The organism is Rhizobium favelukesii, assembly GCF_000577275.2.
In the GTDB taxonomy this organism is placed as follows: domain Bacteria; phylum Pseudomonadota; class Alphaproteobacteria; order Rhizobiales; family Rhizobiaceae; genus Rhizobium; species Rhizobium favelukesii.
Genome location: NZ_HG916854.1, coordinates 546,429 through 559,842 on the forward strand (window position 1 = coordinate 546,429; position 13,414 = coordinate 559,842).

Here is a 13,414-nt window from a genome sequence, read left to right on the forward strand (position 1 = left end):
GTGGTCGTCCTCTCGACACCCTGCACGGGAAAGATCCCGTCAGAAGGCCCTGGCACCCTCACACGGCGTGGCACCTGCGCCGAAACTTCCTGATGAAGGGTCTTGATCTGAAAATCTATTCTGCCTGTGTTGACGAAGTCCGCCACCGCGCGGTTAAATTGCAGTTGAGCCTGTCCAATTCGCCTTGACCCGACTCGCAGACTCAGCGCAATTTACGCTCATTGTTCATTTTGAAGCAGAAGAGCGTTTATGATGCCGACCAGCGCGAAACCGCTTGCCGAACGCGATCAACCGGTTCGATCGCTGACGCGCCTCGTCGAGGCCGACGCGGATCTATTAAGCGCGCAGCTGCAGGCGTTAAGGGCGCGCGCATTCCCCCCCACATCGCAAAAGCAACTGCGCAAGTTCATGGCGGGAGAGGCGGCAAAGCTCATCGGCATCAGCGATGCCTATCTACGGCACCTTTCCCTCGAGGGCACCATCCCCGAGGCAGAAAAGAACGGCGCTGGTCGCAGACTTTATTCTCTCGAGCAGATCCATACCATCCGCCAGCAGCTTGCTTCGACCAAGAAGGGTTATTCGCCTATCCGAGCTGATGGGGACGACCTCCAAGTGATCGCAGTGACCAACTTCAAGGGCGGTTCGGGCAAGACGACGACTGCCGCTCACCTTGCTCAGTATTTCGCCCTTCGCGGCTATCGCACCCTTGCCGTTGACCTCGATCCCCAAGCGTCCCTGTCGGCTCTCTTCGGGCTGCAACCCGAATTCGACCTTGAACCAAACGAAACGCTCTACGGCGCCATCCGTTATGACGAGCAGCAGGTTCCTCTCGCCAGCATCATCCGCAAAACCTACTTCGCCGGCCTCGACATGGTTCCGGGAAATTTGGAGCTACAGGAGTTCGAGCACGATACGCCGCGTGTTCTCGCGGAGCGGGGAAGGGCGCAGGACAGGATGTTTTTCGCCCGCGTAGGCGGCGCGTTGCAATCGGTCGAGAAGAACTACGACATCGTCATCCTCGATTGCCCACCGTCGCTTGGCTATCTCACTTTATCGGCTCTCTGCGCCGCGCGAAGCGTGCTTGTGACGATCCACCCGCAGATGCTGGACGTCGCGTCCATGTCGCAGTTCCTCCATATGACGGCAGGCCTCTTCGATGTCGTGGAGAGGGCAGGGGGTGATGCGGACTATGATTTCTTCCGCTACGTCGTCACCCGATATGAGCCGAGCGACGGTCCTCAGAGCCAGATTGTTGGACTCCTACGCAGCCTCTTTGAGGAGCGTGTGCTGACGAATCCTCTTCTGAAGTCCGCAGCGATTTCAGATGCCGGACTGACAAAACAGACCCTTTACGAAGTAGGACGGGAGAACTTCCATCGATCGACCTATGACCGCGCAATGGAAGCGATCGATAATGTGAACTCCGAGATCGAGGCGCTTGTGAAGAAAGCGTGGGGGAGGGCATCATGAGTAAGCGGCGCGATGCAATGCGCGACATGCTGGCGCCAATTACCGGCCGCGCATCAGAAGCGATGCGGCAAGCTAAGCCCGCCGTACAGTCCGGGGCGCTGCTATCTATGAATCGCGCCTTCGAGAGCCTCACGCAAGACGCGGTAGCCGCCGAGGCCCTGCGGGCGCAGATTGCAGCAGGAGCTGCGATAGTCGAGCTTGATCCAGCCGACATTGAAGCGTCCTTCGTCAAGGATCGTCTGGATGGTTTTGCATCTCAAGATTTCCTGGAGCTGCAAGAAAGCCTGAGCCAGCACGGGCAGATCTTGCCGGTTCTGGTCCGACCTCATCCCACCAGCCGGGGCAAGTATCAGATTGCCTTCGGGCACCGTCGAGTCGAAGCCATACGCAGACTGGGCCTGAAGGTTAAAGCCGTTGTTCGCGAGCTTGACGATGACGGTCTTATCGTTGCGCAGGGTAAGGAAAATCTCGAACGGAAAGATCTCTCTTTCATTGAGCGGGCCCTGTTTGGCCTTCGCTTAGAGGAGAGGGGAGTGAAGCGGGAAACAATCCTTGCTGCACTCTCCGTGCACAAAGGCAACCTGTCGACGATGATTTCGATTGTCCGCAGTATCCCGGAGGCGCTCATCATAGCGATTGGCCCTGCGCCAAAGATCGGCCGACCGCGCTGGGAGCAACTGGCGGCCAACCTTGCTGCGCGCAAGGACGTCGATTGGATGGGCCTCGTCAATACGCCGTCCTACGAAAAGCTTTCGAGCGACGAGCGATTTGAAAAGGTCATGCGGGAAACAGCGCCAAGGCGCGTCCGCCCCGAAGCTCATAGCCATGTCGTTACGAAGACTGGCATCAAATTTGCCGAAATCGAGCGTGGCGCCCGAAAGACCAGGCTTGTCATTGACGAGCAGCGAGCACCGGAATTCGCAGCCTATCTCGTGGACCGTTTGCCCGAGCTATTGGAAACCTTCCAGGCGCAACGCCGCCCGGACAAGAATTGAAACACGCTAAGGAGCAGTAATCGCAAAAGAAAAAGGCCCCCAAACGACCAAAGTCGTGGAAGCCTCTCTCTGATTTCTAGACAAGATCGAGAATCGCATTTCCACGAATCGTAGTCAAGAGTCTTTGGCACCGTTTCGGTGAGCAAATTTCTTTTGCCTGATCGAAGGTGAAGGAAATGGAGAGTGGAACTGTGACGACGCCCTTTGGGCGGCGGTCGATGACGCTTGGGATGCTGTCAAGCCAAGTCGCGTCTCGCGAGATTGAGCCAGACAAGACGGTCGATAAATGGAAGCTGTATCGGGCTCTATGCGAGGCCAGGCCTTTGGTAGGGGTAACAGACCGGGCGTTGGCGGTGCTGAATGCCCTGCTGAGCTTTTATCCGAAAAACGCGCTTGCGCAAGAGCATGGGCTCGTTGTGTTTCCCTCGAACGCACAGCTGTCGCTGCGCGCTCATGGAATGGCCGAGCAGACGATTAGACGGCACCTGGCCGTGCTCATCGAGGCCGGGCTGCTGATCCGCAAGGACAGCCCGAACGGCAAGCGCTACGCTCATAAAGGCAAATCCGGCGAGATCGATGAGGCCTTCGGCTTCTCGCTGGCGCCTTTGCTTGCCCGATCCGAGGAGATCGAGCGCCTGGCCGCTGAGGTTGTTGCTGAGCGCGTGCACCTGCAGCGCCTTCGGGAACGCTTGACGCTGTGCCGACGCGATATCACCAAACTGATCGAAGCGGCCCTCGAGGAAGGCGCGGCTGGCGATTGGATGACGATCAGCGCGCATTTACGCGGTCTTCTGGAGCGACTGCCGAGAGTTCCGGCCGCCGGGCAACTCGCAGCGACCCTCGACGAGATGGAAATGTTGCGCGAAGAGGTGGTCAATCAGTTGGAAATACAGCTAAAAACGCAAAATCAAAGCGGCAATCCCGCTCAAGATGAGCGGCACATACAGAATTCAAATCCCGAATCTACTTCTGAACTTGAACCAGCTTTCGAAACAAAGCAGGGCGAGAGGGCAGTGGGCAACAATGACCCGAACACCGAGCCGTCAGATGAGCGAGGGCAGAAAGCACCACCTTCCGGCGGAGTGAGCGGTGGGGTGGCCGATCTGTCCGCCCGGCACAGCCTGAAATCGTTCCCGCTCGGCCTTGTCCTCCAAGCCTGCCCGCAAATCCTCGACTATGGCCCCGGTGGAACGATCGGCAATTGGCGAGACCTGATGTCGGCGGCCATCGTCGTGCGATCCATGCTCGGCGTAAGCCCCTCGGCCTACGAAGAAGCCTGCGCAGGGATGGGGGCTGAAAATGCCGCGACTGTGATCGCCTGTATCCTGGAAAGGGGGGGACAGATCCACTCGGCAGGCGGATATCTGCGGGATCTGACCCGAAGGACCGAAAGGGGTGAGTTTGCGATTGGGCCGATGCTGATGGCGCTTGTTCGAGCAAATGCCGGAGCGCGGCGCAATGTCAGCTGAGGGGTGGAACATTCCGGTTGTAGCCGAAGATGCCGGCCACGCCGCCGGGGTCGCATTGGCCCTCAAGCTGAGAACAGTCGTTTGCGCCGCCAACCTGTCCACATCACTCACTATGCCGACCGGGTTTCCGTCGACGTCGTAGCATTGGGCATCGGGCTGCTCGCAGGCAGTCCGCACGTTTCGGTGGAATCGACGTCATTCCCTTTGGGCTCACAGCCAAGCTACGCGCCGCAAGCGGCTGAAGCGGTTCGAGAATTTCACGCTGCGATCATTGAATCGACTACTGCACCAGATGATAGCGGAGCGGCTATCGACAAACTTTGATACAAACCGGCGTGGAGCTGAAACATTCCACGTACATCCAAGGCGCAAATTTCGCCGCAAGGGAAAAGGTTCTCGATCTTGTTCCTATTCCTCCGCAAAGGACCGGATGAAATCTGGATCCAGTTTACGAGTGCCACCTGACCGAAAGTCGAAGGCACTGCCAAACAAGGAAGCCTATCATGAAAACCTGTTTGCTCATCCTTTGCGCCGTCGCTGCAGGAGCCGTGTCTCTCAACTCGGCCGCAGGAAATACAGCGCACGGACCTCATCAAGGAAGGCATCGGCGTGCCTGACAAGGAAGTCGTTCAGGTACGTGTTGACTTCAATCCGGGAGCGTCGACCATCAACCATACGCATCCTGGCGAAGAAGTCGCCTACGTACTGGAAGGCAAGCTTCAGTATAAGCTTGAAGGACGCGACCCCGTCACGCTGAGGGCCGGCGGTTCTCTGTTCATTCCGTCGGGTGTGGCACACTCCGCGAAAAACGTCCGTGATGGCAGAACCTCCGAGTTGGCCACCTACATCGTGACCAGGGGCAAACCCTCGCCGTTCCAGTCAAGTAGGCGCAGACGACGTCAATACGGGATGCATTGACATGACACATAAATCACTTGAGAAGATAGAAGTCTCACGCCGGACGCTGCTCGTCGCCGGCACTGCGGTGGGCCTGTCTTCGGTTATCCTTCCATCGGCAACGGTAGCGGCGGACTGGAAAAATCCACGGCCGGCGATTGTCGACGGCGTGAGACCCTTCAAGGTAGGGGTTCCGGAGAAGGCACTAATCGACCTGCGCGGGAGGCTTCTCGAAACCCGGTGGCCCGAGAGCGAAACCGTAACCGACCGCTCACAGGGCGTGCAGCCGGCAAAGCTGAAGGAGCTGGTCGACTACTGGCGCACTTCTTATGACTGGCGCAAGGCGGAGAGAAAGCTGAACTCGTATGCGCAGTTCATTGCCAATATCGATGGATTGGACATCCACTTCATCCATGTCCGGTCGCTGCATGAGAATGCGTTGCCGCTTGTCATGACCCACGGCTGGCCGGGATCGGTGTTCGAACTGCTTAACGTGATCAGCCCGCTTACCGATCCGACGGCACACGGCGGCAGCGCCGACGACGCGTTCCATGTCGTTCTTCCGTCGATACCGGGGTTTGGCTTTTCCGAGAAGCCGACAACGACGGGCTGGAACCCACAGCGCATTGCCAACGCCTGGGATACCCTCATGAAGCGGCTTGGCTACGATCACTACGTTTCCCAGGGCGGTGACTGGGGAGCGATCATCAATGATGCACTCGCCCGTCAGGCCCCTCAGGGGCTGCTGGGCATCCATGTCAACCGTGTCGAGCGCGCGACTACCTTTCCTCCCGATGCCGCAGCGGCACTCAAGGCTGGAGGTCCACCGCCAGAGACGCTGTCCGCGGACGAGAGAGTTGTGTTCAACGAAGCCAAGGACTTCCTAGCCAATGGTTTCGGATACGCGGCGATCATGGGCACGAGGCCGGAAACGATTGGCTACGGGATTGCAGACTCCCCGGTTGGTTTGGCTGCCTGGCTGTATGACAAGATCGCCGATTGGGTTTATACGCGCGGCGAGCCCGAGAAAGTATTGTCGAAGGACGCAATCCTCGACAATATATCCCTCTACTGGCTAACCAACACGGGACCATCGAGCGGTCGGCTTTACTGGGAAAACATTGTCGCCGGGGCGAAACTGACGCCGAGCAAGGTGCCAGTGGCCGTAACCGTGTTTCCGGGCGAGGTCTACCGGCCGCCGAAGAAATGGCTTTCAAGAGCGTACCCGCAGCTCATCTACTACAACCAGGCGCCGAAAGGCGGACATTTCGCTGCCTGGGAGGAGCCCGAGGTATTCACTCAGGAAATTCGGGCGGGGTTCAGGAGCTTTCGCTCATGAGGCGCTTTCTTTCGCGCAGGCGACGATGGTGTTGGCGAACCCGGACTTCGTCGATCGACTGAAGGTCTGCGCGCCAATGAACGAGGCGGACCGCAGCACGTACTTCGGTGGGACGGCGAACGGCTTCACCGACTATCCCTCCTTGGGCGACGCCGCTGCGGACACTGAGGCCGTCTGATGCAGCGGGACAGCTCGATCACATGGCGTCGCATCGAGAAGAATTCGCTTAATCTGGCCGGACTTAACGTGGCCGTCATCGGTGGGACGGGCGGTATCGGCCGCTCCCTTGCCCACGATCTCGCCAAGCAGGGCGCCGACGTCCTCGTCGTCGGCCAGACGTTCAGGGACGCGGAGACGAAGAACATCAGCTTCCTGAAGGCCGATCTCAATCTCGTCATCGACGCAAAGCGTGTCGCCGATGAAATGCCTGCCGAGACGCTTGACCTCGTCCTCATGACGGCGGGGATCATGGCCGGTCCGAAGAGAGAGGTCACGGCAGAGGGCATAGAACGCGACCTGGCGCTCAGCTACTCAGCCGCTACGTCATCCTCAACGCGATCGCTCCACGTCTTGGCACGGGTCGCCCGCAACCGCACATGAAGCCTAGCGTCTTCGTCATCGGCTTTCCGGGTTCGGGTCAGTCGGCCAATATCGAGGACCTGAATTCGGAGAAGAGCTACGGCCGCATGAAGGCGCATATGAACACGGTCGCGGGCAACGAGGCCTTGGTGCTGGACGTCGTTCGGCGCTTTCCCGACGTCGACGTCGTCGCACTGAACCCAGGCTTCGTTAAAACGGGCATCCGGGGGAACTTGTTCGGGTGCAACAAGCTTCTTCTGAAGATCATCGAGGGACTCGAGCCGGAGGTCTACTCGACAAGGATTACACCCATGCTTGTGTCGCCGGATCTGGAAGGGCGCAGCGGGGCGATGTTCAACAACAAGGCGCACGCGATCCTACCAAGCAAGAACGTCGCCAACCCTTCTTACCTCCACGCCGTCGTTGACGCGTCGGAAAGACTGGTCGCACCGATCCTGACAACTGATCGACGAGCGTAGGCAATACAGGGAAACCCCGATGACAGATCAGAAGCCGAAGCTCGTCGGTCTCAACCACATTGCTCTCGAAGTTGGAGATGTTGATGAAGCGCTCCGCTTCTATGGAAAGATCTTTTCGTTCGAGCTGCGAGGCACTCACAGCGACGACACAGGAAGCTTGGAAATCGCCTTCATCGATATGGGCGACCAGTTCCTGGCAATGAGCCGGGGAAGGTCGCAATCTCCCGATACGAGCCGGCACTTCGGTCTCGTCGTGGATGATCGCAACGGTGTGATGGCGTTGGCTGTTGCTGCAGGCGCGACCGTTTTAGACGGCAGGCCATTCAACTTTCTCGATCCATGGGGCAACCATGTCGAGGTCGTCGAATACCGGGACGTACAGTTCACGAAATCGACGACTGTCCTCGACGCCTCGGCGTTTGGCCGGAGAGCGACGAGGCGAGGGCACAAATGGCCGCAAAGGGGTTTCTTTGATCCACGTGGTAGAGGACGCGGCGACGGCAAGCGCGCCGCGCCCGGTGCTTGTCATTGCCCCGAGGTCAGGGTCGGCTCCCATTTGAAGCGGTCGCCGTCCGACTGGATATGGCCGACGCCTGGGAACGGAAAGTGTGGGGCGAAGATGAGCTCGTTTGTTTGCGCGAGCTTCTTCAACGTATCGATTCGGTTCCTTTCGCCGTCGGCCACGTCGTTGTCAAAGCTGACCGGCCATTCCGGTTTGGCAAGCGAAATGATCGAGCTCTGGACGGTGTCGCCGATGTCGAACAGCTTCTCTTTGCCGGATACGATCTGAAAGCCGACATGGCCCGGCGTATGCCCTTTCAATCCGACCGAGGTAATGCCGGAGGCGACATTGGCGCCCGGCTTGAAGGTCTTCACATGGCCGAGCTGGTCATTTTTCTTGGCGAACGCCCACTCTGCCGACGACATGCGGATCGTCGCCTTGGGAAAGGCAAGCTTGCCGTCCTTGACGAGGCCGCCGATGTGATCGGGATGCGAATGCGTGATCAGCACGTCCGTGACGTCCTCCGGCTTGTAGCCAGCCTGAGCGAGAGACTGTTGAAGCGCACCGCCCACGCCGGTGTCGATGAGGATCAGCCGCTTCGGCCCCTTGACCAACAGCGCGTCGACGCTGAGCGTCACAGTATCCGTGGGCGCACCAGCCGCCTTCAACACTTCTCCGACTTCTTCAGGGCTGTGGCCAACGCCGAATATCTTGCTGTCGTTCGGTCTAACAAACTGAGCGTCATGCAAGGCCACAATGTCGAATGAGCCGAGTTTGAACGCTTTTGCATCTGGCTGCTGCGGAGGCATCTGCGCTGATGCGGTCGTGGCCAGTGCGGTGGTGAGGGCGAAACAAACGGCGAAGGAAGCTCTGGGAGTGAGCATGACCACAATCCTTTTCAGCGCGGGGACGTTCGCACAAGCATCTTCTTACGCTCAAATGCCTACTGCGGTCACTTCGAATTCTCATGAAGACCGGCTTCTCCGCCATAGCGACTGGCTCGCGCCGGACCGGTGGATACCGGTGAAACCGGGACCTTGACGATCGGCGGCCGATGATGGCGCCTCGGCGCCCCTCGGGCATGCTCTCTCGAACATGGAGGCCGGGCGTTTGAACTGTTGCATTCGATTGGACGATGCCGAAAGGCGGCTGGCATCCTACCGACCGCGCCCCGGAGAGGTATTCGCCTTCGGCGCGCAGCTTGCTCTGAAGCCGAGATGAATTTGCCGACATCGAACGCGATCTCGCCACCACGCGGGATAGCGAGGAGTGTAAACGGGCGGCCGCGTGACTGCGGCGTGTTCAGCGATCATCCTTCATGGCGGCACGCAGCGCATCGTTGATGCGGTCCTGCCAGCCTGGACCATCTGCCTGAAAATAGGCGAGCACGTCACTGTCGAGCTTCAGGGAGACCGGTTCCTTGACATTTGGCAGCGCTCGTCGCTCGACGGCAGGCGCCGCAGCTACCTTCTTTGCCGGCTTGAACAAGGCCTCCGCGGCGTCTAGAGGATTGACGGGGCGGCGTGGTGTTCGTGTCATTCTTGTCTCCAATGGCTCGGTGTATCTGCTGTCAGGGCGTCGCCTCATCAGCCGCCCCGGCGCTTGCCTGGACGGCCGTTCCTTCTGGCGCTTGCGGACTGATTTCGGAGTTGTGTTTGCCGCGCGAGCGTCGTTCCAGCAACGCATTGTACCGATCGCGCATCTCGGCTGCTTCGATCTCGCCAGCCACCCACAGCTCGACGATCGCCATGAATTCGGCGTCTCCATCAATCGGAGTGCCGCGGGTGCTGGCCTGCGCGATCACCCGCTCGGCAATGGATCTGCGAGATGTCATGCTGTCCCTCTACCGGCTTCAAAGACGCCGCCAACGGGCTCTGCGGTGGCGAGACGGCGTACGTCGAAGTGCGGAATCCCTCGGCCGGCCAGTGCTTCCCGGCAGCTGCCACGAGACCATTTCGAATGTACTTCAGTCAAGCGTGCCTGTCGAACTCTCCTGCGAGCAGGGCATGGGCGGCGCCCGTCTGACGCGGGTGATATCGGGCACCCCGGATCATAGGGACATCGTCCTGTCCGAAGCCGAGAGGGCCGCGAACGATCAGATGGCCATCTGCTGGTTGCGATCGTCCAGCCGGTTTTCGTCCAAAACCTCTGACGCTTTCCCAACAAGGTATCGCACGACGTGAAGATCATCGCGGCCAGCGTCCGCGGCTGGCGAGCTTCGTCTCGAACAGCGAGAGCGGCCGTTGGTTAGACATCGCCGAAGCAGCGGATGTGCTCAGTTTGGAAAGGCAGGACGGCAATGGGACGGTCACCGCGCGACACCTGCCATGCTCTTCCGCTTTACCAGTTTGCTCGAAATGACGATCGGACCCTGAGTTGCGTCGCCGACCGCGCCGCCATACCCGATAAGCATCAGCGCGGCCCGTTCTCCCATTTCCTCCATGGGCTGCTGGATCACAGACAGAGGAGGGGAGCAGTAGGCGCAGACAGGCGATCCGTCGAAGGACACGATCGAGACGTCGTCGGGAATGCGGTAGCCCTTCTCCTGCGCGGAACTCATGAAGGATATCGCCATGTCGTCGCTTGTCGCGATAACGGCGGTCGGCTTGTCCCTCTCCTCAAGAAGCAGGAGGAGATCCTGATCGAGACGATTAAAGGTGTGGGCGGCGAGCTAGAATTCATCGGTTCGCCAACCGGCCTAAAGGAGATGGGGCGAGGGGCGTTTCCGGATGCGGGATCCATTCAGCCGCTTCATGTTTCGCAGATGGTTCCGAAAGACCATGTGCATGGGCGCCGCGATCCATGAAACCGGCGGCGCGCGGATGGGGGCGTCCAGCAAGGATTCAGTCCTCAACGGCTACAATCGGTGCTGGGACGTTCCCAATCTTATCGTCACCGACGCCTCGGCATTTCCTGGTAGCGGCGTCGCCGGAACGACTCTTACGGTGATGGCCCTGACGATCCGGGCCTGCCGGCACGTCGTGCAGGGGCCCGCGGGCACGGGGAAGCGGTTCCGCCATAGGCGGATGTAGGGTGCGACGGCGGCGAGCTCCGGCCGGTACACCATCCTCAAGGCCTCCTCGAATGAAACCCAACGAAATTCGCTATGTTCGCCATTGATGACCACAGCTGCCCCAGCATCTACGAAGCCAACGAAAACCGGTAGCATGCTGATAGCATCGCGACCGACCTCATAGAATTGCTCGCATATGTCTGCCGAATAGAGGCGATCACAGTTCAGGCCGGTTTCTTCTTTGACGTCGCGTGGCGCGGCTTCCCATGCCTTCTCACCGTCCTCGATGCCGCCGGAGATCTGGCACCATTCGCCAATCAACGTGTGATTTCGACGCAGAAGCAGCACTTGTTTTCAGCGCCCGTAGCACGGAGAAGAACGACCGATACAGCAAAACAACGGATGGGAATTTCAGCCATGAGGTCATCAAACGCGCGAGAAGGGGCAAAAGTTAGGATAGCGCGACAGTTCCGGGCCCCGGATTGAGAGGACCGGCTTTCCGCGACGACGGCCTCCATTGCATAAATTGCATAGAATAGGTATTATAGGTAATTCAGTACGAGGCTTGGGCCATGAAGCAATTCACCTTCTCAGATATGAACCGCGCTTCGGGGGAGATCCTCGAAGCGGCTTTGATCGAACCTGTCACTCTCACGAAGCGCGGGAAGGACAAACTCGTCATTCTGACCGCCGAGCAATATCGCAAGCTCATCGGTCGTTCTCATACCGTTGTCTACGGCTTGATGGATGCTCCCGAAGACATCCACCAGGAACTTATGACCGGTCTTGAGGATATTATCGAGGGTGACAATGCTTGAGCCTGGGCAGATTGTCCGCTTTTTCTACCTGTGGAAGCGCCAAGCGGCTGCGGGTGAAGAGTCCGGCCGCAAGGCGAGGCCCGTCTGCGTCGTCGTTCGCACCGCGGCGGCGCCGGAAGCTGTGTTTCTGTTTCCCATCACATCGCAATTGCCCGACACGGAGCGGCTTTCTCTTGCCGTCAGCCAAATGGAATGCCGTCGCGCCGGCCTGGATTTTCCGTGCTGGATCGTTCTCGACGAGTACAATCGGGTTGAACTCGACAAGGCATTTGACTTCGAGACGACCACGCCCCTTGGCAGTTTCAGTCCTGCCTTCCTCAAGAAAATCGCACTCACCGTCAAAAATGCCGCCGCAGCCCGAAGGCTCACAGGTATCACGCGTTCCTGATCCTACGCTTGCCGCAGACGGGGAAAATGACACGCGCGGGTGTCGCGGCCTCGATGCTGGCGCGCCTGGATCCGCCATTCTCTATCCCTTCAATGGTTGCGCAAGGCAGGCCCACCGCGGTCTCGATGGGGCATGTCGGACCGGAGAACGCCTCACGCTGCTCGGCTCGATCGTCCTCCCGCAACGGCCGGCTCGTTTTCTTCCCCTGACGGCGACCACCCCACGTGACAGGTCACGCGGGGACCCCGGATCGCCGTCATTCCTCGCGGTAGCCAAGAAAGCCTCGGCCCATGGCCGTCCTCCACTTCGTTGCGGCCCTGCGGGTGCGCGCCGATCGTCGCCGGTCTGATCGACAGCCATCGAGACTGCGATGGGCGCGGCTCGAGCAACCGAAAAGGAATGCGACAATGGCTCAGATCGGCACCTTCACCCGCGACGAAACCGGCGCCTACAACGGCACCATCAAGACCCTCACCCTCAACGTCAAGGCAAAGATCGTCAGGGTCGAACGCGCCTCCGAAGGCGCCCCGGACTTCCGCGTCCTGGCCGGCAATGTCGAGTTCGGCGCAGGCTGGCAGAAGCAGGCCCGAGACACCGAGCGCGACTACATCTCGGTCAAGCTAGATGATCCGAGCTTCCCGGCTCCGATCTATGCCACGCTGACCGAAGTCCAGGGCCAGGAGGGCCTCCAGCTCATCTGGTCGCGCAACACGCGCCGGTAAGCAGAACCAGAAAGCCCCGCCACTCAAGCGGGGCTTTTCTTAATGTCACTTGTTGAGTGCATCCTTCAGCGCCTTTGCCGGCGCAAAGGTGAGCTTCTTGGCGGCGGCGACCTTGATGGTCGCGCCGGTCGCCGGATTGCGCGCTTCGCGCTCCGGCGTGTCCTTCACTTTAAATTTGCCGAAACCTGGGATCGAGGTTTCCTTGCCGGAGGTGGATGCCGCAGTGATGGCCGAACACGGCTTCCACGATCGCCTTGCCCTGTACCTTGGTCAGGCCATGTTCGCCGGCGATCTTGTCTGCAATTTCGTTGGTTGTGGTCATGGTGAACTCCCGATTGAAGCTCCGGAATCCTTTCCACCACGCGGCTCCTCTGTCATCGGCCACGATGCCCACCGAACTGACTTCGGCGGCATTTCCACAGCTTCCTATGGGCTTATAGCCCTTCGACCGTTTCCGGCGCGCGAGTTTGAGGAAGTGCGACGCCGCTGCGAGCTCATCCGAAAACACCTCCGTCTTTTCCCGACCGCTCGTCCCGATCCGGCCCCATGAACGAACAACAGCCGTTTCACCGAACAGCGTTGGCTCGTATCGACAGGGTGTGGAACCGTGCCATGTTCCTGCTTAGATCAGCGCGATGGCAATAGAGGCGATAGGGATCGAGCGACATGGACAACAGGATCGGAGATCTGGTGCTCGGCGTCCAACGACAGTTTTGAATCGGTCGCGCCGCATTGATTCACGT

General features: G+C 59.4%; 13 protein-coding genes and 7 pseudogenes. 13 read left to right on the plus strand and 7 right to left on the minus strand.

All coding sequences use genetic code 11. The features are described from left to right. Window positions 1-252: 252 nt before the first annotated feature. The 9 genes and pseudogenes from repA to LPU83_RS74520 form a co-directional block, all read left to right on the plus strand. Window positions 253-1,470, plus strand: coding sequence for a plasmid partitioning protein RepA (gene repA / locus LPU83_RS62645; protein ID WP_024318729.1), 1,218 nt, complete (start codon window positions 253-255; stop codon window positions 1,468-1,470). Then, the gene (gene repB, locus LPU83_RS62650; RefSeq protein WP_024318730.1) at window positions 1,467-2,465 is read left to right on the plus strand and encodes a plasmid partitioning protein RepB; all 999 of its coding nucleotides are present in this window, start codon (window positions 1,467-1,469) and stop codon (window positions 2,463-2,465) included. Before repA ends, repB begins: the two co-directional genes overlap by 4 nt. Window positions 2,466-2,641: 176 nt before the next feature. Further along, window positions 2,642-3,934, plus strand: coding sequence for a plasmid replication protein RepC (repC, locus tag LPU83_RS62655; RefSeq protein WP_024318731.1), 1,293 nt, complete (start codon window positions 2,642-2,644; stop codon window positions 3,932-3,934). 570 nt (window positions 3,935-4,504) lie between these two features. Continuing rightward, window positions 4,505-4,821: pseudogene (locus LPU83_RS62660) on the plus strand (cupin domain-containing protein); the annotation flags it as partial. Window positions 4,822-4,853: 32 nt separating this feature from the next. Further along, window positions 4,854-6,170 (plus strand): epoxide hydrolase family protein, encoded by a 1,317-nt coding sequence (locus LPU83_RS62665; protein WP_029710519.1) that lies wholly within the window; start codon window positions 4,854-4,856, stop codon window positions 6,168-6,170. 19 nt (window positions 6,171-6,189) lie between these two features. Beyond that, window positions 6,190-6,348, plus strand: a pseudogene (locus LPU83_RS62670) (alkene reductase); the annotation flags it as partial. After that, a complete protein-coding gene (locus tag LPU83_RS75455) occupies window positions 6,348-6,770 on the plus strand; it encodes an SDR family NAD(P)-dependent oxidoreductase (RefSeq protein WP_210163846.1) in 423 nt (140 codons plus the stop codon). The pseudogene LPU83_RS62670 and the gene LPU83_RS75455, both read left to right, overlap by 1 nt. Then, a complete protein-coding gene (locus LPU83_RS75460) occupies window positions 6,767-7,228 on the plus strand; it encodes a Rossmann-fold NAD(P)-binding domain-containing protein (RefSeq protein ID WP_210163847.1) in 462 nt (153 codons plus the stop codon). The genes LPU83_RS75455 and LPU83_RS75460 overlap by 4 nt, the downstream gene beginning before the upstream one ends. Before the next feature lie 19 nt (window positions 7,229-7,247). Then, a pseudogene (locus LPU83_RS74520) lies at window positions 7,248-7,532 on the plus strand (VOC family protein); the annotation flags it as partial. 221 nt (window positions 7,533-7,753) lie between these two features. On the opposite strand, the gene LPU83_RS62685 reads toward LPU83_RS74520, so the two are convergent. From LPU83_RS62685 to LPU83_RS62700, 4 genes are all read right to left on the minus strand, one after another. Then, a complete protein-coding gene (locus LPU83_RS62685; RefSeq protein WP_024318734.1) occupies window positions 7,754-8,614 on the minus strand; it encodes an MBL fold metallo-hydrolase in 861 nt (286 codons plus the stop codon). Between the two features lie 418 nt (window positions 8,615-9,032). Next, the gene (locus LPU83_RS62690) at window positions 9,033-9,269 is read right to left on the minus strand and encodes a BrnA antitoxin family protein (RefSeq protein WP_024319207.1); all 237 of its coding nucleotides are present in this window, start codon (window positions 9,267-9,269) and stop codon (window positions 9,033-9,035) included. 31 nt (window positions 9,270-9,300) lie between these two features. Next, on the minus strand, window positions 9,301-9,564 hold the full coding sequence (locus LPU83_RS62695; RefSeq protein WP_024319208.1) for a hypothetical protein: 264 nt from the start codon (window positions 9,562-9,564) through the stop codon (window positions 9,301-9,303). A 474-nt stretch (window positions 9,565-10,038) separates the two neighbouring features. After that, a complete protein-coding gene (locus LPU83_RS62700; protein WP_231052434.1) occupies window positions 10,039-10,290 on the minus strand; it encodes a substrate-binding domain-containing protein in 252 nt (83 codons plus the stop codon). A gap of 54 nt (window positions 10,291-10,344) precedes the next feature. On the opposite strand from LPU83_RS62700, the pseudogene LPU83_RS62705 reads away from it, so the two are divergent. Continuing rightward, window positions 10,345-10,762, plus strand: a pseudogene (locus LPU83_RS62705) (GMC family oxidoreductase); the annotation flags it as partial. Window positions 10,763-10,791: 29 nt separating this feature from the next. Here LPU83_RS62705 and LPU83_RS62710 read toward each other — a convergent pair. Beyond that, a pseudogene (locus LPU83_RS62710) lies at window positions 10,792-11,162 on the minus strand (NUDIX hydrolase); the annotation flags it as partial. 153 nt (window positions 11,163-11,315) lie between these two features. Here LPU83_RS62710 and LPU83_RS62715 point away from each other — a divergent pair. From LPU83_RS62715 to LPU83_RS62725, 3 genes are all read left to right on the plus strand, one after another. After that, window positions 11,316-11,561 carry a type II toxin-antitoxin system prevent-host-death family antitoxin gene (locus tag LPU83_RS62715; RefSeq protein WP_024319210.1) on the plus strand — a complete coding sequence of 82 codons (246 nt, stop codon included), beginning with the start codon at window positions 11,316-11,318 and terminating at the stop codon, window positions 11,559-11,561. Further along, window positions 11,554-11,949, plus strand: coding sequence for a hypothetical protein (locus LPU83_RS62720; protein WP_024319211.1), 396 nt, complete (start codon window positions 11,554-11,556; stop codon window positions 11,947-11,949). The genes LPU83_RS62715 and LPU83_RS62720 overlap by 8 nt, the downstream gene beginning before the upstream one ends. A 407-nt stretch (window positions 11,950-12,356) precedes the next feature. Then, window positions 12,357-12,671, plus strand: a complete 315-nt coding sequence (locus tag LPU83_RS62725; RefSeq protein ID WP_040680818.1) for a DUF736 domain-containing protein — start codon at window positions 12,357-12,359, stop codon at window positions 12,669-12,671. Between the two features lie 45 nt (window positions 12,672-12,716). Here the strand turns inward: LPU83_RS62725 and LPU83_RS62730 are convergent. After that, window positions 12,717-12,993 (minus strand): annotated as a pseudogene (locus tag LPU83_RS62730) (HU family DNA-binding protein). Window positions 12,994-13,098: 105 nt separating this feature from the next. After that, a pseudogene (locus tag LPU83_RS62735) lies at window positions 13,099-13,339 on the minus strand (WGR domain-containing protein); the annotation flags it as partial. Window positions 13,340-13,414 lie beyond the last annotated feature (75 nt).

Bases quoted from the DNA above. Each gene is read 5' to 3' on its own strand.
- repC (WP_024318731.1), top strand. From the start codon at position 2,642: ATGGAGAGTGGAACTGTGACGACGCCCTTTGGGCGGCGGTCGATGACG.
- LPU83_RS75455 (WP_210163846.1), top strand. From the start codon at position 6,348: ATGCAGCGGGACAGCTCGATCACATGGCGTCGCATCGAGAAGAATTCG.
- LPU83_RS62685 (WP_024318734.1), bottom strand. From the start codon at position 8,614: ATGCTCACTCCCAGAGCTTCCTTCGCCGTTTGTTTCGCCCTCACCACC.
- LPU83_RS75460 (WP_210163847.1), top strand. From the start codon at position 6,767: ATGAAGCCTAGCGTCTTCGTCATCGGCTTTCCGGGTTCGGGTCAGTCG.
- LPU83_RS62720 (WP_024319211.1), top strand. From the start codon at position 11,554: ATGCTTGAGCCTGGGCAGATTGTCCGCTTTTTCTACCTGTGGAAGCGC.
- LPU83_RS62665 (WP_029710519.1), top strand. From the start codon at position 4,854: ATGACACATAAATCACTTGAGAAGATAGAAGTCTCACGCCGGACGCTG.
- LPU83_RS62715 (WP_024319210.1), top strand. From the start codon at position 11,316: ATGAAGCAATTCACCTTCTCAGATATGAACCGCGCTTCGGGGGAGATC.
- LPU83_RS62690 (WP_024319207.1), bottom strand. From the start codon at position 9,269: ATGACACGAACACCACGCCGCCCCGTCAATCCTCTAGACGCCGCGGAG.
- repB (WP_024318730.1), top strand. From the start codon at position 1,467: ATGAGTAAGCGGCGCGATGCAATGCGCGACATGCTGGCGCCAATTACC.
- LPU83_RS62695 (WP_024319208.1), bottom strand. From the start codon at position 9,564: ATGACATCTCGCAGATCCATTGCCGAGCGGGTGATCGCGCAGGCCAGC.
- LPU83_RS62700 (WP_231052434.1), bottom strand. From the start codon at position 10,290: ATGAGTTCCGCGCAGGAGAAGGGCTACCGCATTCCCGACGACGTCTCG.
- repA (WP_024318729.1), top strand. From the start codon at position 253: ATGCCGACCAGCGCGAAACCGCTTGCCGAACGCGATCAACCGGTTCGA.
- LPU83_RS62725 (WP_040680818.1), top strand. From the start codon at position 12,357: ATGGCTCAGATCGGCACCTTCACCCGCGACGAAACCGGCGCCTACAAC.